We start from the raw sequence: 19,779 nt of genomic DNA, 5'->3' as shown, positions 1-19,779 counted from the left end.
GGCCCCCGATGACCGACCTTTCCCTGATCCGCAATTTCTCGATCATAGCCCACATCGACCATGGGAAGTCGACCCTGGCGGACCGGTTGATCCAGGCCACGGGCGGACTGACCGCGCGCGAGATGAGCGAGCAGGTGCTCGACAACATGGACATCGAGCGCGAGCGCGGCATCACCATCAAGGCGCAGACCGTGCGCCTGGCCTACACCGCGTCCGACGGGCAGACCTACGAGCTTAACCTCATGGACACCCCCGGCCACGTCGACTTCGCCTACGAGGTCAGCCGCTCCCTCGCCGCGTGCGAGGGCGCGCTGCTGGTGGTCGACGCGGCGCAGGGCGTGGAGGCGCAGACCCTCGCCAACGTCTACCAGTCGATCGAGCACGACCACGAGATCGTCCCCGTCATCAACAAGATCGACCTCCCCGCCGCCGAGCCCGAGAAGGTCAAGGCCGAGATCGAGGACATCATCGGCATCGATGCGTCGCAAGCGGTGCTCACCAGCGCCAAGTCCGGCATCGGCATCGAGGACGTGCTGGAAGCCGTCGTCGCCCGCATCCCCCCGCCCAAGGGCGACCGCGCGGCCCCGCTGCGCGCGCTGCTGGTCGATTCCTGGTACGATCCCTACCTCGGCGTGGTCATCTTGGTGCGCGTGCTCGACGGCGTCCTCAAGAAGGGCCTGCCGGTCCGCTTCATGCAGGGCGGGACCGAGCACCTGGTCGACCGCGTGGGCGCCTTCACCCCCAAGCGCGTCGAGCTGCCCGAACTCGGCCCGGGCGAGATCGGCTTCATCACCGCGCAGATCAAGGAGGTCGAGCAGGCCCGCGTGGGCGACACCATCACCACGGTCAAGAACGGCGCAACCCAGGCGCTGCCCGGCTACAAGGACGTCCAGCCGGTGGTCTTCTGCGGCCTCTTCCCGGTCGACGCGGCCGACTTCGAGAAGCTGCGCGAATCGATCGGCAAGCTGCGCCTCAACGACGCCAGCTTCTCCTACGAAATGGAGACCAGCGCCGCGCTCGGCTTCGGCTTCCGCTGCGGGTTCCTCGGCCTGCTGCACCTCGAGATCATCCAGGAACGGCTGACCCGCGAATACGACCTCGATCTCATCACCACCGCGCCCAGCGTGGTCTATCGCATCGTCCTGCGCGCCAGCCGCACCGACGACGCGGCTACGATCATGCTGCACAACCCGGCCGACTACCCCGATCCCAGCCGTATCGAGACGATCGAGGAGCCGTGGATCAAGGCCACGATCTACACGCCCGACGAATACCTCGGCTCGATCCTCAAGCTGTGCCAGGACCGGCGCGGCATCCAGACCGACCTGACCTACGTGGGCGGCCGTGCGCAGGTGACCTACGAGCTGCCGCTGAACGAGGTGGTGTTCGACTTCTACGACCGCCTGAAATCGATCAGCCGCGGCTACGCCAGCTTCGATTACGAACAGATCGGCCTGCGCGAAGGCGACCTGGTGAAGATGTCGATCATGGTCAACGGCGACCCGGTCGACGCGCTATCCATGATCGTCCACCGCGCGGTGGCCGAGGAACGCGGCCGCGGCATGTGCGAGCGCCTGAAGGACCTCATCCCCCGCCACCTGTTCAAGATCCCGATCCAGGCCGCGATCGGCGGCAAGGTCATCGCCCGCGAAACCATCGCCGCCCTGCGGAAGGACGTCACCGCCAAGTGCTACGGCGGCGACATCAGCCGCAAGAAGAAACTGCTCGACAAGCAAAAGAAGGGCAAGGCGCGGATGCGGGAGTATGGCAACGTGAGCATTCCGCAGGAGGCGTTTATCGCGGCGCTGCGGATGGGGGAGGAGTAGACGCTGCGCTAGCGGAATTGAATATGCGAAACGGTACGTAACCGGACTCTTTGCTGGAATTCGCTCGATGGACTTTGACGGAATGATCTAGGCGAATTAAGTTCTTTCCACTCATGGCTTAGCTGGACGGGGGAGTGCGTCATTGCTTTTGCAAAATATACCCCGACGATGGGAGGGAAAGGACTGGGAGCATTTCTCGCTTCGATTAGTCCAAGAGCGCCATGGAGCAGCTAACGTCCAACTAGTCCCCGACATGGTTCGAGGGGATGCGGGTCTAGAGTGCTTCACGTTGGACGGCTGTTGCTACCAATCGTACGCACCGCAAGAGGTGAGCGACACCTCGAAGGCGGCCAGCGCCATGAAACGAAAAGCTTACCGGGATTTGAAGAAACTCAAATCTAACGAGAAGGATATCGAGGATCTTCTCAACGGACTAGTGATTAAGAGGTGGATACTTCTATGCCCTTTCTTAGACGATAAAGATGTCGTTAAATACGTCGGAGGGAAGGCGAAAGAAATTCTCAATCTCGGTGTTTCGTATCTCGACAGCAGCTTCTACGGCCTAGTCCATTGCCCCGACGATTTTCAAACCGAAATCACAAGGCTTCGCCAACAGAATGTCGGCGCGGTCATTCGGGTAAACGACCCTACAGCCGGCGACGTTGTTACGGCCCTGTCTACGTTGTCCGATCGGCTCGATGAAAAGCTTTTGAGAGGTTTCCCACATTTCTCCGAGGATCGGCGCGCAGAGCAGAAACTGACTCTTATCAAGGCGGCTCTACGTAGCGAAAACCTGCTCGACCAAATGAGGGTGGAAATGCCCGAGCTTTGGGACAGGGCTATGCGTACGATACTCTTGGAAGAAGAGCGCTTGGTGACTGGCTCTGGAGCCTCTGCCGTGGCAGCAACTCATCTCAACTCTGAAAGGGCCGCATTGCGTGGAGCATTAGCCGATTCACTACCTTCGATCGAACCAACCAGTCTCACGGCCATTGCTCATGGCCAGATAGGCCAATGGCTCATCGAGTGCCCGTTGGATTTTGATCCGACATGACAGAGAGCGAACAAATTGTTTTCCGCGAGAGGCCGAAGCCCTGCGCAGGTGATTTGAGAATCTCTTGGCGGATAGCTCTCTTATTGATCATCCTGGCAGCCAGCCGCTCGAAGAAAGCCTCCATGGCGAAGCTGCACGTTCTGAATGACGCGACTCGTTCGGAACGATCTCGCTTAAAACTTCTCGACATGATGAATGAGCGGCGCCCGATGCTTGATTGGCGCTTGCGCGTCGAGCCGGCACTTAGTCGCGCTGTCGACTTTTTGATCGGAGAGGGCTTTGCTCGATGGGAAGCATCAGGCGGTAAAATGTATGTGCAACTACTTCCTAAAGGCGAGGTTGCGGAGCGGGCAATTTCAAACAATGCCGATTACGAAGGATTAAATGAAGAGAACGTTCGATACTTGTCTAAAAACGCGTCTGAGGCATTCGTGTCTGCACTGATAGGCTTTGGAAGGTACGGTTCGTGATCCAGGTTTCCAAAGTGCGCCTCAGGTCGATCACCGATACGAGGGAGTTTGGTGCTGACATCAGTCTTTCAGGCGGCCTGAATATCATCCAAGCTGACAACACCTCCGGCAAATCAACTACCGTGCAATCCATCATTTTTGGCCTGGGTATGGAAGGAGCCTTGAGTCCGGGCCGACAGGTTCCGCTTCCGTACGCCATGCGGGAGCAAATTGAGGAAACGCCGGACAGCAAATATGAGCAGGTCATTCGCTCATTCGTTATGCTCGAATTGCGTAATTCTAAAGGAGAAGTGCTCACCGTCCGCCGTGACATACGAGGAGGTTCTGACAAGAAGCTTGTCCGGACGTGGCGAAGGCCAATCGATCAGATTCCAAACGGTGAAGCTTCTGAGAGAGACTTCTTTTTGTACGATCCTGGGGCGGCCATCCGGGAAGATGGTTTCCACCATCATCTCGCGAATTTCATCGGATGGGAATTGCCGGAGGTTCCGCGCTTCGACGGGGCTGAAGGAATTTTGTACCTAGAGACGCTCATTCCAATGTTTTTCGTCGAGCAAAAGCGGGGCTGGAGCACCACGCTAGGCCCCCTGCCGACCTACCTTGGGATTCAGGACTTATCTCGCCGCGTGATGGAATTTGTCTTAGACTTAGATGCAGGTAGGACACGACGTAGGCGAGCAGAACTTAGGAGGGAGCTAGCTGGGATTGAGGCGCACTTTGCAAGCCGTCGACAGGATGTAATCGATGATGCTGGACGGCTTGTTCGAGTGGCTGGCATTCCGCACAAGCCCAACGAGGACTTTGCGGCAGAGGGTGTCGGGCGCCTGACTGCGTTCCATGCAGGTGAGTGGATGCCGGTTGAGGATGTTGTTTCCATCATGCGCCGCGAAATTACGGAGCTTGATCAGAACGAGATTGAGGATGTCGGGCCCAAAGTCGATCAACTTAGAGAGGATTTGAAAGCAGCCGAGAAGCGCTACGCCGAGATAAGCGGAAACCTCGCCCTAGTCAGGCAAGATTTTGACTTGGCGGTCGAGGAACGCAATGCGTTCCAACGCAGAGTGTCGGCGCTTGAAATTGACCTCAAGCGAAACCTTGACGCCAAGAAACTTGAGGACCTCGGTTCGACGTTGGGAACGCATGCGGCGACAGGGCAATGCCCAACTTGCAAACAGGGGGTCAACTCTGAACTGCTCCCGCTTATCTCTGTTGAAACGATGGGAATTGAAGAGAACATTCTCTTTGTACGTAACCAACTTGATCTTTACCGTTCAAGTCAGGGGTATGCAAACGACCATATTGATGAATTAAGGGTTAAGTATCAGAGCTTGAATAACGAAATCGAAGAGGCTCGAGGACGAATAAGAGCGATTAAGGATGATTTGGTTAGGCCTAACTCTAGTCCAACTCGCTCGCGGCTTGAAGAGATAGTCCGAAGGGAAACATTATTAGATCGGTGGTTAGATATTCAGGAACGCATCGATGCGCAGATCGACTCGCTGCGCGAGATTGCGGAGGCGGCAGCCAAAACTCGCACGGAATTGAATAAACTCGGCTTGGGGGGCCTTACCCTTCAAGATCGCAACAAAGTGACTAACCTCACCACGGCGCTTCAAGAACTCTTGAGAAAATTTGGGTTTTCGTCACTCAAATCTAATGAAATCGGACTATCGGAGGACGACTTTCGTCCTCAAGTTCTTACCCGGTCAGAAGATGAAGAGCTTCAGCTTCGTGATATAGGATTCGAAGCTTCTGCGAGTGATGGGATTCGGTTGAAGTGGGCTTACTACTTGGCAATTCTATCACTTGCGCAATCGGCGAGGCTGAATCATTTGGGCTTTCTTGTTTTTGACGAACCGGGCCAGCAGCAAATGAAAGACATCGATCTTCACGAAATGCTCCGGTGGTCGTCTCGACACGTGAAGTCCGAATTCCAGGTGATCGTGACGACTTCCCAGCAGAGACAAAAGGTTCGCGACGCGGTAGCGGACTCAGGAGCGACCATTCATGAGATAGATGGCTTCATACTGAAGCCCTTGACCTAACCACGTAGCGCCGCACCCCGGGTCTCCACCATTCGCTCCACCGACATGAGCTCGCCGAAGAACTGGCAAAAAGGGCTTCGAGGGATGAGATACCTATCCCGGCCTGTCTCCCTCCACATCATCCCCCAGATCCAACCCCCTCCAATCATCCTCGTCCGGGTTGAACGGCTCCAGCGCGTCGTCCTCCGGGACCAGGCCCTCCAACTCCCCCGCTTCCTTCCAGTCGCTGCTGCGCAGTTCGACGAAGGCGGGGTCGGTGTCGTCTTCGGGGGCCTCGGCGCGCTTGCGGGCGGCGAGGTCGGCCAGGTGGGCCTGCATCGCCTCGATCTCCTTCAGGGTCATGTCGACGGGCGCGAAGTGTTCGACCAGGGCGGCGTTCATGTCGTCGTGCTCGGCGCGGGTGAGGGGGAGGGGGGTGTACAGTCTTCTCAGGCCCATCCCCGGCGCCTCCCCCAGGCTGGAGGGGAGATTTTCCCCGCCCCCGGCATCCCGCTCGCCCGGCAGCGGTGCGAGCGAGCTGCCGCTCAGGCGCTCGGCGGCGGGGTCGAAGTAGCTGGCGGAAAGGCGGCGGCCGCGTTCGTCCATCGCGTTCATGCGCAGGGCGAACATCAGCAGCCGGTCGTTGCGCACGCGCTGGAATCCCTTGAGCTTGCCGCCGACGAAGACCGGCTTGAGCTGGCCGTGGAGCGCGCGGTCGAACATCTCGTCCTTGAGTCGCTGGACGCCGAGATTGAGCGCGGCCTCCCACGCGCGGCGGAAGCTTTCCGAGCCGGGCTGGCGGCGCAGGTAATAGGCGCCCTCGGGGCTCATGTTGACGTGGCGCGCGGCGCGCTTGACGCTGCCGGTGTCGGCCAGCGCCCCGATGAAGGCGCGCTGGCGCTCGGGCGTCCAGCCGTCGTGGCGCGGCTTGCGCGGGACGGGCTCGAACTGCGGGAGATCGGCGCGGGCGACGGGCGTGCGGGTCTCGGCGCGGTCCTTGCGGCGGGTCATCACTTTCCTTCCTGATCGGGGCAAACCGGTCAGGATCGAGCAAATTCGCCGCGTGTAGGAAAGTTGTTTCTAGGGCTTGCGGGCGCTCACCAGCGAGTAATACCCGCCGCCGGTGCGCTGCGCCTGCACCTCGGTGAAGCCGGCTTCCTCGAGGATGACCTTGAACTCGGCGAGGCTGTACTGCTTGCCCAGCGTGCCGGTCAGCATCAGCAGGCTGAAGGCGGCGGCTGCGTAGGGACCGGTGTAGTCGTCGTTCATCAGGATCTCGTTGAGGAAGATCCGGCCGCCCGAGGGGAGCGCGGCGAAGCTGCGGCGGGCGAGGTCGAGGTTGGTTTCGTCGCTCCAGTCGTGGAACACGTTGGAGAAGAAATGCGCGTCCGGGCCGTCGTCGCCGCCGGCGGGCCAGTCCTCGGTGAACATGTTGACGCCGGCCGTGCCGACCCGCCCGTCCGTCCCCGCGGCGGCGGCGTACTTGCCGGCCTCGTAGGCAACTTCCTTGAGATCCATCAGCGTGACCCGCAGGTGCGGATGGGCCCGCGCGATCTCGATGCCGTAGACGCCGCTGCCGCAGCCCACGTCCATCAGGTGCCGCACGCCGGCCCACACCGGCATCCGCGCCGCTCCGAGCGCCGGGGCCTGGCTGTGCGCCTGCATGAAGGCGGCAATGTTGGCAGCCACCTCGGGCGCCATGGTGCCCTGTTCCCAGCCGACCGGGCGCTCGTCCGTCCCGCTGGCGGGGCGCTTGCCGGTGCGCAGCGATTCCGCCAGGCGGGCACGCAGGTGCTCGTTGCGGTCCATCGCGAGGAAGAAGTTGCCCCAGTAGCCCTGCCCGTCGGGGTGGAGCCAGGTGCGCGCCAGGCTGGTCGCCTGCCACCTGCCGAGCCGCTTCTCGACATAGCCAAGGTCGCACAGCGCGGCGAGGTACATGGCCAGCGCGCGCTCATCCACCGCGCATTCGGCAGCCAGCTCGGCTGTCGTCAGCGGCCGGGCCGACAGGGCGGGGAACAGGCCGGCGTCGATCGCGGTGGTCAGCACCGGCAGCTTGAACATCGAGAGCCAGGCGTCCCAGATCTCGCGGTCGTCCACCGTGGGGGGCAAAGGCCCGCCCATATCGCCTGCCAGCTGCGCCATCCGACTCTCCCCCCCTTGTTTATCTGGGCAAGTGGTTAGCGCGGGGGCCGGGCCTATTCCACCTTCTTGATCGGCATCGCTCGCCCGTTCTGATGGAACGTGCCGCCGGTCACCAACCCGCTTTCCTCGGTGAACGAGATCTGCGCATCGACCGCGCGGTAGAAGAACGCGAGCGGGCCTTCGGGGAAGATCGGCAGCGCGCCCTGTCCGGTGATCTGCGCCGTCAGCACGTCGCCGTTGCGGCGGATCGTGGCGCGCACGCCCGGCGCGAGTTCGTAGACGCCGACGACATGGTCGAGTTGCGCCGCGCTCAGGGTGACTTCGGTCCGCTCCACCGCGACAGGCGGAGGCGGGGGCACCGGAGCCGCATCGGACACGGGAGCGCCAAACAGGGCGTGGAAGGCGATATCCTGTGCCGAGGGTTCGGGCGCGGCATTGGTCAGAACCACGACGGCGCGCCCTTTGTCCGGCTGCAGCGCCATGTGCGTGCGGAACCCGCCGGTGCCGCCGCCGTGGTGCTGGACCTCGCCGCTGGGCGGATGGAGCAGCATCCAGCCGAGCGCCGTCTGCGCGCCCTGCGCCGAGCCGCGCCGGTCCGTCAGCGTCAGGCGCATCGCCGCACCGATCGGCGAGTCCGGGTTCATCGCAGCCGCGACAAAAGTCAGCATGTCCTTCGCCGTCGAGCGGAGCGCGCCCGCGCCCGCCAGGGTGGGCAAGGCCCAGGGCTTGGTCGGCCGCATGTAATCGTCGTGCGGGGTGGCGAAACGTGCCGCCTGCGCGGGCGAGAGCGCAATGGCGGTATCGCGCATTCCCAGCGGATCGAGAATGCGGCTGCGCACCAGGCCTTCGAAATCGGTGCCGGCCGCGCGCGCCAGGACATATCCCAGCAGGCCCACGCCGAGGTTGGAATACTCGTAGGTTTCCCCCGGGTCGCGGGTCATCTGGTAGCCAGCGAGAAATTCGAGCAGCAGCTTCTCGTCGTAGTCGGCATAGGGATCCGCCTGATCCGCGAATTGCATGTTGTCGGGCAGGCGCGGCAGGCCGGAATCCTGCATCGAAAGCATCCGCAGGGTGATTGCCTTGCCGCTTCGCGAAGGCATCTTGGCCCCGGCGGGAAGATACTTCTCGACCGGATCGTCGAGCGCGACCTCGCCCTTCAGGGCCATGTCGGCCAAGAGCAGCGCGGTGAAGACCTTGGTCATCGAGCCGATCTCGAAGACCGTGTTCTCGTCGAAGGGCGCCCCGCCGGCCGGACCGCGAGCCACATACCGCTGTCCGCCAGCGTCGAGCACACCCAGCACCATGCCCGCCCCCGGGCGCTGCGCGATACGCTGCTCCAGCAGCGTGCCCAGTTCCGCGGAGCCCGGGATTTGCCAATCGGCGGGCAGGACCACAGGTTTGCCCCTGGTAGCGGGATCAGCGGCCGTGAGAACCAGCGGCATGGCATTTCCGCCCTGGGTGACGCCGCCCTTCCAGGCCGAAGCCGCACCGTCCCACTGGCCCTCGTAGCGGGCACCGACCGCGGGCACGGTGAAGACCAGCCGATCGCCCGTTTGCGTCACCTCGCCGAGCGGAATGCCGAACGAGTTCTGGTCCGGGCTGTCGAGCGTGCCCTTGAGCACCCCATCGTCGCCGCGCTTGATCGTTGCAGCGATCCGCAGCGCAAGCGTCGGAGTGACGGCGAGCCGACCTTCCCAGTACCCGGCCGCATCCTGCGCCGATGCCGGCGCAGAACAGACGATTGCGGCGCCTGCAATGAAGGCATGCAGGCCATAACGCGTGGATTTCACTCTTCATCCCCCCGGGTCGACGTCGTCCGGACCCTTAAATCCCGATGCCCGCGGTGCCCACCCAGATTCGTGAGTTAGGGGAGCTAGCGCGCAGCGGAAAACGTTTTGCCTGCCTCGCCGCCCCGTGGCATGATCGTAACGAGCGTTAGAACCGCCGCCGCCGGAGAGGACGACAATGGCCACTGCAGCCACCACGATGCACGACGATATCGAAGACGCCCAGCGGCAGGTCGAAACGCAGATCCGATTCGTCGACCCGGGCGATTTCCTGACCCGCCGCTATGTCAGCGCGGGGCGGGAGATGAATACCGGGACCTATTCCGATCACGTCGTGCGTGTGCGCGACGGAATGCCGATCCGCGATCACTTCGACCTCGACGTTCACGGGTTTCGGATCGCCAGTTGCCCCAGCGCGTTGACCGATTTCCACGACAAGGCGCAGGTCGAGCGGCTCTACGAACGCGAAGTGGAAGCCGCGGTTCAGCGGCTGACCGGGGCCGACAAGGTGATCGCGCGCGGATGGATGATCCGCACGTCGGCCGACCTCAGCCACAAGGCTCAGGAAAAGGTCGAGGGTTACAAGCATGCAGGCGGCATCCAGCCGCCGGCCGGCGAGGCGCACGTCGACGTCAACACCGCGACCGCCCGCAGGATGGCCGACGCGACCTACAAGCAGCACTTTCCCGATGGGCCGGGTTACAAGCGCTTCCTCGTCACCTCGTTCTGGCGGACCTTCTCGCCCCCGCCGCAGGACGTGCCGCTGGCGCTGTGCGACGGGCGCACCAGCTTCGGCGGGGAGGAGAAATCGAACACGCTCTTCATCGTCGACGAGTTTCCCAGCGAAGAGGATTCCGTGCGGCCGGTCGAGGGCGAGGACCTGCTGATGGCCGCGTCGATCTTCAGCCACAACCCGGCCATGCGCTGGTGGTACTTTTCGAACATGCAGGCCGACGATGCCCTGTTGTTCAAGTTCCACGACAGCGATCATTCGCGCACCTGGCGCTGCCCGCACACCGCTTTCATCGATCCGAGCTTTCCCGATGCCAACATCCGCGAGAGCATCGAGTGCCGCAGCGTCGCGTTCTGGGAGTAGCCTTGCCGCGCCCGCGCACTGTGCCTGCGGCGGAGGATTTTCGGCGTCTCGTTCATCTGTCGTACCGTCACCCTGCGATAAAACCGCTCGGTTTTCCGCAGGATGCGGCATTTGCGCGACATGTGTCGGGCGGTGCCGGGGTCACCATTCAGTGAAGAGGGTTGCCGATGTTTCGCGATTTGGGCGATGTGGACTTCGCGGGCCTGGCGCCTGACGTGCAGGGCCTGACCTCCGGGGCCAATGTCCCATCGGCGTTCAGCAATACGAACCAGTACGCTCCGATCCCGGGGGCGGCGGCAGACGTACCTGCCGGCATCGCCGGGGCGGGATCCATCGCAGTTGGCGGCAGCGTCACGGTGTCGGTCGAGGCGCTCGGCGACCGCGACTGGTATGCCGTCCAGCTCACGGCGGGCAAGGTCTACTCCTTCCTCACGCACTTCGACGCCAGCAACACCGACGCTCATCTCAGCCTGCGCAACGCGACGGGCGCCGAAATCGCCGCCAACGACGACGGGGGGGAGGCGAACAATGCCGCCTTCGCCTTCACCGCGCAGACGAGCGGCACCTACTACATCGACGCGGGGACATGGGACAATCTCACCACCGGCAGTTTCTATCTGACGGTCGCGGAATGGATACCGATCGAGCCGGATCTCGTCGGCGGCTCGATTGCGACGGCATCTTCCCTGGCGGTCAACGGCAGCGTTCAAGGAGCGATCAACGCCGGAGCCGATCACGACTTCTACGCCATCCAGCTGGTTGCCGGGCAGACCTACCTGTTTCGCACGGGGGCGGCGGCAATCGACGCCGAGACCGATACGACGCTCGCGTTGCGAAGTTCGTCCGGTGCGGTGGTCGCGCAGAACGACGACGTCAACGAAGGCGTATTTTCCGGGATTCGTTATACGCCGACTGCAAGCGGAACCTATTATCTCGATGTGGGCGGCGTTGCCGGTCAGTTCGTCCTCTCGGCGTTCAAGGCGCCGACTCCGACCGTCTTCTCGATCGACCAGATCGCGCTTCAGCTGACCGAGAATTATTGGCAGCGCTACGATCATCATTTCGATGTCACTGCAGGCGGCCAGTTGACCTACAACGTCACGGCGCTGACGCCCGAGGGGCAGTCTCTTGCGCGGATCGCCCTCGGCATCTGGTCGGACGTGACCGGGATCAATTTCGTCGAGGTCGGGGGCAGCGCCCAGATCAATTACGACGACGAAGAGGAAGGGGCCTTTGCCGGGTCGGAGTTGGCGGGCGACGTAACCGTCAGGTCGAACGTCAACGTCGATAAGACCTGGCTTACGAAGTACGGCGCGGATCTGGATGACTACACGTTCCAGGCCTATCTGCACGAAACCGGACATGCTCTGGGTCTGGGCCATGCGGGCAACTACAACACCACCGCAGAATACGCGTACGACGCGATCTATCTGAACGACAGTTGGGCTGTGACGGTCATGTCGTATTTCAGCCCGACCGAGAACACCTACACCGCTGCGCAGTCGTTCAGCAGTGTCTACGTCGGAACGCCCCGGGTGGCCGACGGGGTTGCCGTGGCCAACCTCTACGGCGCGGCGACGACAACGCGGACCGGCGACACCGTCTATGGCTTCGGCAGCACGGCGGGCCGGGCGGTGTACGATGCCAGCCAGTATCCCGGTCTTGCGTACACCGTGTTCGACAGCGGGGGGAACGACACCCTGAATTATTCCGGGTTCTCCGTCGCCCAGCGGATCGACCTGCGGCAGGAGGCTTTTTCGGACATCGGCGGCCGCGTCGGCACCGTTTCGATTGCGCGCGGGACGGTGATCGAGAACGCGATCGGCGGCGGGGGCGCGGACCTGATCATCGGCAACAGCGCCAACAACAGGCTGACCGGCAACGGCGGCAACGACGCCTTGTTCGGGGGAACAGGCGCCGACACGCTTATCGGCGGCGCCGGCATCGACACCGCCAGTTACGAGAACGACGAAGGCGGCGTGTTCGTCAACCTGTCGCTCGGCCGCGGCTATGGCAACGCCAGCTTCGGCGATACCTACGACAGCATCGAGAACGTCATCGGCACCGCCTACAACGACTTCGTCATCGGCGATCCGGGCGTGAACCGGCTCGACGGCGCAGGCGGCGACGACACGATCATCGGCGCGGTGGGGGCGGACGTCATCATCGGCGGCAGCGGTTTCGACTGGGCGAGCTACGAGGACAACTCGGGCGTCGTGTTCATCAACCTGACGCTGGCCAAGGGCTACAACAACGCGGCCGAGGGCGATACCTACGAGGGCGTCGAGCACCTGGTCGGCGGGCTGATGGACGATTTCTTCATCGGCAACGACGGCGCCAACCGCCTCAACGGCGCTATGGGCGCCGATACGCTGCTTGGTGCCGGCGGGGCGGACGTGTTCATGTTCACCTACGCGCCGGGTGCCACCAGCATCTGGGGCAATCCCAACGTCGACCTGATCCTCGACTTCGCGACGGGCGTCGACCGGATCGAGCTCAGCGCCGCCGCCTTCCCCGGCCTGCCCGTGGGCACGCTGGCGGCCGGCGCCTTCTGGGCCGGCACGGCGGCGCACGACGGCGACGACCGGATCCTCTACGACGCTGCCAGCGGCAAGTTGTTCTTCGACCCCGACGGCACCGGCGGCCAGGCCGCGCTGCTGTTCGCAGTGCTGGGCGAGACCAGCCACCCCGCCGCCATTGCGGCGAGCGATTTCGTGGTGGTGTGAGGGTGGAGCGCGGTGGACGGCAACTTCACTTGGCGTTCATTCGCAGGCTGGCTATAGGCCCCTCCATGCCTCGTCTGCCAGCCCGCGCCCTGCGCGCCGCCGCCTTTGCCTCCGTCGCCGCGCTCGCCCTTTCGGGGTGTTCGATGTTCAGCGGCAAGGGCGACGCCGACACTGCCTACATCGCGCGCGACGTCGAATCGCTTTATGCCGAGGCGAAGGAGCGGCTCGATCGGGGCGACACCAAGGTCGCGGCCGCCCTGTTCGACGAGGTCGAGCGGCAGCACCCCTATTCGCCGTGGGCCCGCCGCGCGCAGTTGATGGGCGCTTTCGCGAACTACCTGCAGCGCGACTACGACAAGACCGTCGAAGGTGCGCAGCGCTTCCTGGCGATCCATCCGGGCAATCGCGATGCACCTTACGCCTATTACCTGATCGCGCTCAGCTACTATGAGCAGATGAGCGACGTCGACCGCGACCAGCGGGTGACCCAGCAGGCGCTGACCGCGCTGCAGGAAGTGGATCGCCGCTATCCCGCCACGCGCTATGCCGCCGACGCCCGCCTCAAGATCGACCTGGTCAACGACCACCTCGCGGGCAAGGAAATGGAAATCGGCCGTTATTACGAGCGGTCGGGCCGCTGGCTCGCCGCGCAGATCCGTTTCCAGAACGTGATCGAAAAGTACCAGACCACCAGCCACACGCCCGAAGCGCTGTTCCGCCTGACCGAGACCAACCTGGCGCTCGGCATTCCGCAGGAAGCGAAGAAGTATTCGGCCGTGCTGGGCGCCAACTATCCCGGCAGCGAATGGTACCAGAAGGCCTTCGCCCTGATGGAGCGTCACGAGCCTTCGCTGGTGGCAAGCGCCAGCTAGGCGCCCCGGTCACGCCACCGCGGCGCGATACTCCGGAGCGCGGCTGACCTCGAGCAGGCCGGTTAACTCGCACTGGCGCAAGGCCTGCATGAACTTCACGCCGACGAAGCCGTCGTGCGCCCAGCGGACCTTGCCCGGCAGGCTCTTGCCGCAGTCGAGCTCCACCGTCACGTCCTGGTCGACGGCGTAGTCCAGCGAGGCCGCGTTGCTGATCCGGCAGCCTTCGCTCGAAAGCTCGATCATCAGGCCGCCGCGACGCTTCGCCTTGCCTCCACGCAGCAGGACGGACCGTCTGACGGCGAAGCGCTTGTTTGCGCGAATGACGAGGACTGACACGGCGGCGAACCCTTTCCCCCAATGGTTATCCACAGGACACCAGAGGGAGGTTAAGAATTCCTTGTCGTGCGCGCACTGCGTGCAGATTTCCGCGGGCGTTGCGGAGGGCGGACGCGCCCCGTAATGCAGGCAGGAATGCTCACCCGGCTTTCCATCCGCAACATCGTGTTGATCGAGGCGCTCGATCTCGCCTTCGCCGGCGGGCTGGGCGTGCTGACGGGCGAGACCGGCGCGGGCAAGTCCATCCTGCTCGATGCGCTGGGCCTGGTGCTGGGCGACCGGGCGGACAGCGGGCTGGTGCGCGCTGGCGAGGACAAGGCGGGCGTGACCGCCACGTTCGAGTTCGCCCAGATTCCTGCCCTGGTGCGCGACGTGCTGGGCGAGGCGGAAGTGGAGATAGAGGCGGGCGAACCGGTGATCCTGCGCCGTTCGGTCAAGGCCGATGGCGGCAGCCGCGCCTGGATCAACGACCAGCCGGTCGGCGTGGCCCTGCTCCGCGAACTCGCCCCGGCGCTCGTCGAACTGCACGGTCAGCACGACGATCGCGGTCTGGTCAATCCGCGCGGCCACCGCGCCTTGCTCGACCGCTACGCCGGCGGAGACGCTGCGGGGGTCGAGGCCGCGTGGCGCGAGTGGCGCGCCGCGCAGGCCGCGCTCGCCGCCGCACGCTCGGGGATCGAGCAGGCCAAGGCCGATGAGGACCTGCTGACCGGCTACCTCGCCGAACTGGGCACGTTGGACCCGCAGGTGGGCGAGGAGGAGCGTCTCGCCGGCGCCCGTGCCGACATGCAGAAGGGCGAGAAGCTTTCGGGCGACCTGGAGGACTTGCGAACGCTGTGGGACGGGTCGGACTCGGCGCTTGCGAGCCTGCGCGGTGCGGCCCGCAAGCTGGACCGGATCGCGGGCGAACACGCGCTGCTGGCCGAGGCGCTGGCCGCGCTCGACCGTGCCGTGATCGAGGCCGGTGAGGCTGAGGAAAAGCTGAACCAGGCGGCCGAGGCGCTGACCCACGACCCGGCGGAGCTCGATTGCATCGAGACCCGCCTGTTCGAGCTGCGCGCGCTTGCTCGCAAGCACCGCGTCGAAGTCGACGAGCTTCCCGCCGTCATGGCCCGGATGCGCGAACAGCTCGATGCGATCGAGACGGCCGACGCGAATATCGCCGGGCTGGAGACAGCCGAACGTGCGGCGCACGAAGTCTACGTCGCCCGCGCCGGGGCCCTGCATGCCAACCGCGTGGCGGCGGCGATGCGGCTGGACGAGGCGGTGGCGGCCGAACTGGCGCCGCTCAGGCTCGATGCCGCCCGCTTCCGCACGTCCGTTTCCGAGCTGCCCGAGGAGCGCTGGGGACCGCACGGCATGGACGCGGTGGAATTCCTCATCGCGACCAACCCCGGGGCGGACTTCGCGCCGCTCGGCAAGATCGCCAGCGGCGGCGAACTGAGCCGCTTCATCCTCGCGCTCAAGGTGGCGCTGGCCGAACGGGGCGGGGCGGCGACGGTGATCTTCGACGAGATCGACCGCGGGGTCGGCGGCGCTGTGGCGAGCGCGATCGGCGAGCGGCTGGCCCGGCTGGCGAGCGGCGGACAGCTTCTGGCGGTGACCCATTCGCCGCAGGTGGCGGCACGCGGCGGCCTGCACTATGTCATTGCAAAGTCCAGCGAAGGCACGGTCACCCGCACCTCGGTCCACTTGCTCGACGCGGCGGGCCGGCAGGAGGAAATCGCGCGCATGCTGAGCGGCGCGGAAATCACCAGCGAGGCACGGGCACAAGCCGACCGGCTGTTGGAAGGTGTGTAGATGATGAAGCGCGCGATCCTTGCCTCTGCCCTGCTGATGGCGGGATGCGCGGGAAGCGAACACGGGCCCGCCGCTGGCAACGGTAGCGGGGCGGCGAAAGAAGATCTGCGCGGAGCCGATGCGCATCTCTCGGCCTCCCGCCCCGACACTGTCCTTCGTTACGGCGAACATCCCCGCGCCTTTGCCGAACTTCGCATGCCCGCAGGTAGCGGACCGTTTCCGCTGGCGGTCATCTTTCACGGGGGGTGCTGGAAAACCGGGCTTGCCACGCAGGCCATTATGGGTCCGCTCGCGACCCGCTGGCAGCAACTCGGTATTGCTACGCTCAACGTCGACTACCGTGAAGTCGACGATGGCGGGGGCTGGCCGGGAAGCTTCCAGGACTGGCAGGCGGCCGCGCAATTGATCGACCGCGTCGCGCGCGAGCATCCGATCGATCGCAGCCGCGTGACCCTGGCCGGTCATTCTGCGGGCGGACTTCCGCCGCTATGGTTGGCGATGGCGCAGGATGCATCGGGGCCGGTCGGAGCGCGAGCGCCCGTCGCGGTGCGCGCTGCGATCGTGCTCGACGGTCCGGGCGACGTTCGGGGCGACCGGGCAGCGTTCGATGGGCTGTGCCGCTTCGCCGCGGTCGATACCTTCATGGGTGGATCACCCGACGAGGTACCGCAACGCTATGACGCGATCTCCCCGCTTGGCCACGAGGTGGCGCTGGAGGAGGCGCTCGTCGTTCAGGCGGTCCTGCCACCCCCGGGCGATGCGATCAAGCAAGCGGTCGGCGCGGGCACAACTCGCCTGGCCGTCCGGACCAACCCGGGCGCCAGCCATTTCTCGGTCGTTACCCCGGGCGACCCGATATACTCGGCCATGGAGCCGGCCATTTTGACGGTGCTGCGCGGCAAATGACTGGCGACGTGTCGGAAGCCGAAGCAGCCAACGAACTGATGCGCCTCGCGCGGGCGATCGCGCATCACAACCGGCTCTACCATGCCGACGACGCTCCCGAGATAACCGATGCGGAGTACGACGCGCTGGTGCGGCGAAATGCCGAGCTCGAGGCGCAGTTTCCCCATCTGGTCCGCCCCGACAGCCCCAGCGCTGCTGTCGGCCACGAAGTTGCGGCCTCGCCGCTGTCCAAGGTGCGCCACGAAGTGCGCATGATGAGCCTCGACAACGCCTTCTCCGACGAGGAGGTGGCGGAGTTCGTCGCCCGGGTGCACCGGTTCCTCAACCTGCCCGAGGATGCCCCGCTGGCATTCACCGCGGAAGACAAGATCGACGGCCTGTCCTGCTCGCTGCGCTACGAGAACGGGGCGCTGGTCCGTGCGGCCACGCGCGGCGACGGGCAGGTGGGCGAGGACGTGACGGCCAACGTCGCGCACATTCCCGACATCCCGCAGCAGCTTGCCGGCGCGGTCCCCGCAGTGTTCGAGGTTCGCGGCGAAGTCTACATGGAGAAACAGGCGTTTGCCGCGCTCAACGAACGGCTGATGGACGAGGCGCGCGAGCGGGCCGAGGCGAAAGGGGAGGCTTTCGAGGAAGCCACTGTCCGACAGTTCGCCACGCCGCGCAACGCCGCCGCCGGATCGCTGCGACAGAAGGATGCCGCGGTCACCGCCGCGCGCCCGCTGCGCTTCCTGGCGCATGGCTGGGGTGCGGCGAGCGAGGTGCCGGCAGGATCGCAGCACGAGATGATGGCGCGCATCGCCGAATGGGGCCTGCCGATCTCGCCAGACCTGCGGTTGTGCAGTTCGACCGACGAAATGCTGCAGCATTACCGCAGCATCGGCGAGCGGCGCGGCGGGCTCGGCTACGATATCGATGGAGTCGTCTACAAGGTCGACGATCTGGCTTTGCAGCAGCGGCTCGGCTTCGTGGCCAAGGCGCCGCGCTGGGCGCTGGCGCACAAGTTTCCCGCCGAGCGGGCCGAGACGACACTGGAGCGGATCGACATCCAGGTGGGGCGGACCGGCAAGCTCACGCCCGTGGGGCGGCTTGCTGGCGTGCTGGTGGGCGGGGTCACCGTCTACAACGTCACGCTGCACAACCGCGACGAAATCGCCCGGCTGGGCCTTCGCGAGGGTGACCGGATCGTCATTCAACGCGCGGGCGACGTGATCCCGCAGGTGGTCGACAATCTGACGCGCGAGGAGAGCCGCCCGGCCTATGCCTTTCCCGACCATTGCCCGGTCTGCGGCAGTGAGGCGGTGGCAGAGGATGGCGAGGTCGACGTGCGCTGCACCGGCGGGCTGGTGTGCAAGGCGCAGCAGTTCGAACGCCTGCGCCATTTCGTCAGCCGCGCGGCGCTCGATATCGAGGGCCTCGGCGAGAAGACCATCGCCGAGTTCATGGAACTGGGCTGGCTGGAGCGCGGGCCGGGCGACATCTTTCGCCTGAAGGACCATCGGAACGATCTGCTCGGCCGCGAGGGATGGCAGGACAAGTCTGTGGACAACCTGTTGGCGGCGATAGAGGCAAAGCGCGCGCCCGATGCCGCGCGGCTGCTGTTCGGGCTGGGCATCCGCCATGTCGGGGCGGTCACCGCCCGCGACCTGCTCAAGCACTTCCGCGATCTGCCGGCGTTGCGTGCGGCTGCCGTCGCGGCGCGGGGCGGAGACGCGGAGGCGGCGGGCGAACTGACCAGCATCGACGGCGTGGGGCCGGTCGTGGTCGAGGCGCTGGGCGACTTCTTCCACGAGGACCACAACCGCGCGGTGTGGGACGATCTGCTGTCCGAAGTGTCGCCACCGCCCTATGTGGTCGAAACGAAGGCCAGCGCCGTGTCGGGCAAGACCGTCGTCTTCACCGGCAAGCTGGAGACGATGAGCCGCGACGAGGCCAAGGCGCAGGCCGAGCGGCTGGGCGCCAAGTCGGCCGGGTCGGTCAGCCCGAAGACGGACCTGGTGGTCGCCGGGCCGGGCGCGGGGAGCAAGCTGAAGAAGGCGGCCGAGCTGGGCATCGAGGTGATCGACGAAGCCGCCTGGGCCGCGATCGTCGCCGCTGCCGGATAGCGCGGAACCGGGCACCTGGTGCCTTGTTGATTGCGGCGAAAGGGGCGCGGCGATCTGCCGCCGACCACAAGGGGTATGGCTCGAAAGCTCAAGGTCTTCCGCACCGCGACGGGGTTTCACGACGCCTATGTCGCCGCCCCGAGTCGCAAGGCCGCGCTGGAAGCCTGGGGCGCGACCGCCGACCTGTTCGCTCGCGGTATGGCGGAGGAAGTCACCGATCCCGCGCTGACCGCCGATCCGCTCGCCCGCCCCGGCGAGGTGATCGCGGTCTCGCGCGGGGATCTAGCGGCGCAGATCGCCGCACTCGGCCCGAAGAAGCGAGCCGCCAAGCCCAAGCCCGAAGCAACGTTGGCGCCGACTGCGGGCAAGGCAAAGCCCACACCCAAACCAAAACCCCGGCCGCGCCCGCCCAGCCGCGACGCGTTGGAGGCGGCGGAACAGGCGCTGGCGGAAGCGGAGGACAGCAACGCGCAGGAAAGCCGGGCGCTCGAGCAGCAGATCGCCGAAATCAAGGAAAAGCGCGCGGAACTCGAAGCGCGCCATGAAAAGGCGATCGGCCGCCTGCAGCGCGAGCTGGACAAGGCGCGCGAGAGCTACAAGGCAAAGCTCGACAAGTGGAGCAGCAGCTGACGAGC

Annotated in this window: 15 protein-coding genes; 11 read left to right on the top strand and 4 right to left on the bottom strand. The window is 64.9% G+C overall.

Annotated features, from left to right (window positions below; translation table 11 throughout):
* The first annotated feature begins 8 nt into the window (after positions 1-8).
* The 4 genes from lepA (at position 9) to ACWPMZ_RS08790 (ending at position 5,395) form a co-directional block, all read left to right on the top strand.
* The gene (gene lepA, locus ACWPMZ_RS08805) at positions 9-1,826 is read left to right on the top strand and encodes a translation elongation factor 4 (RefSeq protein ID WP_455703632.1); all 1,818 of its coding nucleotides are present in this window, start codon (positions 9-11) and stop codon (positions 1,824-1,826) included.
* Between the two features lie 328 nt (positions 1,827-2,154).
* On the top strand, positions 2,155-2,880 hold the full coding sequence (locus ACWPMZ_RS08800) for a hypothetical protein (RefSeq protein WP_455703631.1): 726 nt from the start codon (positions 2,155-2,157) through the stop codon (positions 2,878-2,880).
* Positions 2,877-3,350, top strand: a complete 474-nt coding sequence (locus tag ACWPMZ_RS08795; RefSeq protein ID WP_455703630.1) for a hypothetical protein — start codon at positions 2,877-2,879, stop codon at positions 3,348-3,350. The genes ACWPMZ_RS08800 and ACWPMZ_RS08795 overlap by 4 nt, the downstream gene beginning before the upstream one ends.
* A complete protein-coding gene (locus ACWPMZ_RS08790) occupies positions 3,347-5,395 on the top strand; it encodes a hypothetical protein (protein ID WP_455703629.1) in 2,049 nt (682 codons plus the stop codon). Before ACWPMZ_RS08795 ends, ACWPMZ_RS08790 begins: the two co-directional genes overlap by 4 nt.
* A 93-nt stretch (positions 5,396-5,488) precedes the next feature.
* Here ACWPMZ_RS08790 and ACWPMZ_RS08785 read toward each other — a convergent pair whose 3' ends face one another.
* The 3 genes from ACWPMZ_RS08785 to ACWPMZ_RS08775 all read right to left on the bottom strand — a co-directional run bounded on the left by ACWPMZ_RS08785 (position 5,489) and on the right by ACWPMZ_RS08775 (position 9,306).
* Positions 5,489-6,385 (bottom strand): hypothetical protein, encoded by an 897-nt coding sequence (locus ACWPMZ_RS08785; protein ID WP_455703628.1) that lies wholly within the window; start codon positions 6,383-6,385, stop codon positions 5,489-5,491.
* A gap of 69 nt (positions 6,386-6,454) precedes the next feature.
* Positions 6,455-7,516: a methyltransferase gene (locus tag ACWPMZ_RS08780; RefSeq protein WP_455703627.1), complete on the bottom strand. Its 1,062-nt coding sequence runs from the start codon at positions 7,514-7,516 to the stop codon at positions 6,455-6,457.
* Positions 7,517-7,569: 53 nt separating this feature from the next.
* A complete protein-coding gene (locus tag ACWPMZ_RS08775; protein WP_455703626.1) occupies positions 7,570-9,306 on the bottom strand; it encodes a serine hydrolase in 1,737 nt (578 codons plus the stop codon).
* 175 nt (positions 9,307-9,481) lie between these two features.
* Between ACWPMZ_RS08775 and ACWPMZ_RS08770 the strand changes: the two genes are divergently transcribed.
* The 3 genes from ACWPMZ_RS08770 to ACWPMZ_RS08760 all read left to right on the top strand — a co-directional run bounded on the left by ACWPMZ_RS08770 (position 9,482) and on the right by ACWPMZ_RS08760 (position 13,997).
* Entirely contained in the window at positions 9,482-10,399 is a 918-nt protein-coding gene (locus tag ACWPMZ_RS08770) for a CmcJ/NvfI family oxidoreductase (protein WP_455703625.1), read from the top strand.
* 167 nt (positions 10,400-10,566) lie between these two features.
* Positions 10,567-13,125 (top strand): M10 family metallopeptidase, encoded by a 2,559-nt coding sequence (locus tag ACWPMZ_RS08765; protein ID WP_455703624.1) that lies wholly within the window; start codon positions 10,567-10,569, stop codon positions 13,123-13,125.
* A gap of 65 nt (positions 13,126-13,190) precedes the next feature.
* Positions 13,191-13,997, top strand: coding sequence for an outer membrane protein assembly factor BamD (locus ACWPMZ_RS08760; protein ID WP_455703623.1), 807 nt, complete (start codon positions 13,191-13,193; stop codon positions 13,995-13,997).
* 9 nt (positions 13,998-14,006) lie between these two features.
* Here the strand turns inward: ACWPMZ_RS08760 and ACWPMZ_RS08755 are convergent, their stop codons facing one another.
* A complete protein-coding gene (locus tag ACWPMZ_RS08755; RefSeq protein WP_455703622.1) occupies positions 14,007-14,333 on the bottom strand; it encodes a PilZ domain-containing protein in 327 nt (108 codons plus the stop codon).
* A 135-nt stretch (positions 14,334-14,468) separates the two neighbouring features.
* On the opposite strand from ACWPMZ_RS08755, the gene recN reads away from it, so the two are divergent.
* The 4 genes from recN to ACWPMZ_RS08735 all read left to right on the top strand — a co-directional run bounded on the left by recN (position 14,469) and on the right by ACWPMZ_RS08735 (position 19,774).
* The gene (gene recN / locus ACWPMZ_RS08750) at positions 14,469-16,133 is read left to right on the top strand and encodes a DNA repair protein RecN (protein ID WP_455703621.1); all 1,665 of its coding nucleotides are present in this window, start codon (positions 14,469-14,471) and stop codon (positions 16,131-16,133) included.
* Complete coding sequence (locus tag ACWPMZ_RS08745; protein ID WP_455703620.1) at positions 16,134-17,039, top strand: alpha/beta hydrolase; 906 nt, start codon at positions 16,134-16,136, stop codon at positions 17,037-17,039.
* Positions 17,036-19,144, top strand: coding sequence for an NAD-dependent DNA ligase LigA (gene ligA / locus ACWPMZ_RS08740; protein ID WP_455703619.1), 2,109 nt, complete (start codon positions 17,036-17,038; stop codon positions 19,142-19,144). The genes ACWPMZ_RS08745 and ligA overlap by 4 nt, the downstream gene beginning before the upstream one ends.
* Before the next feature lie 75 nt (positions 19,145-19,219).
* Positions 19,220-19,774 carry a hypothetical protein gene (locus ACWPMZ_RS08735; protein WP_455703618.1) on the top strand — a complete coding sequence of 185 codons (555 nt, stop codon included), beginning with the start codon at positions 19,220-19,222 and terminating at the stop codon, positions 19,772-19,774.
* Positions 19,775-19,779 lie beyond the last annotated feature (5 nt).

The sequence above is a fragment of the Tsuneonella sp. HG222 genome, from assembly GCF_053819185.1.
This window is presented reverse-complemented; position numbering and strand designations above follow the sequence as displayed.

Bases quoted from the DNA above. Each gene is read 5' to 3' on its own strand.
- lepA (WP_455703632.1), top strand. From the start codon at position 9: ATGACCGACCTTTCCCTGATCCGCAATTTCTCGATCATAGCCCACATC.
- ACWPMZ_RS08795 (WP_455703630.1), top strand. From the start codon at position 2,877: ATGACAGAGAGCGAACAAATTGTTTTCCGCGAGAGGCCGAAGCCCTGC.
- ligA (WP_455703619.1), top strand. From the start codon at position 17,036: ATGACTGGCGACGTGTCGGAAGCCGAAGCAGCCAACGAACTGATGCGC.
- ACWPMZ_RS08735 (WP_455703618.1), top strand. From the start codon at position 19,220: ATGGCTCGAAAGCTCAAGGTCTTCCGCACCGCGACGGGGTTTCACGAC.
- ACWPMZ_RS08760 (WP_455703623.1), top strand. From the start codon at position 13,191: ATGCCTCGTCTGCCAGCCCGCGCCCTGCGCGCCGCCGCCTTTGCCTCC.
- ACWPMZ_RS08785 (WP_455703628.1), bottom strand. From the start codon at position 6,385: ATGACCCGCCGCAAGGACCGCGCCGAGACCCGCACGCCCGTCGCCCGC.
- recN (WP_455703621.1), top strand. From the start codon at position 14,469: ATGCTCACCCGGCTTTCCATCCGCAACATCGTGTTGATCGAGGCGCTC.
- ACWPMZ_RS08780 (WP_455703627.1), bottom strand. From the start codon at position 7,516: ATGGCGCAGCTGGCAGGCGATATGGGCGGGCCTTTGCCCCCCACGGTG.
- ACWPMZ_RS08770 (WP_455703625.1), top strand. From the start codon at position 9,482: ATGGCCACTGCAGCCACCACGATGCACGACGATATCGAAGACGCCCAG.
- ACWPMZ_RS08745 (WP_455703620.1), top strand. From the start codon at position 16,134: ATGATGAAGCGCGCGATCCTTGCCTCTGCCCTGCTGATGGCGGGATGC.
- ACWPMZ_RS08765 (WP_455703624.1), top strand. From the start codon at position 10,567: ATGTTTCGCGATTTGGGCGATGTGGACTTCGCGGGCCTGGCGCCTGAC.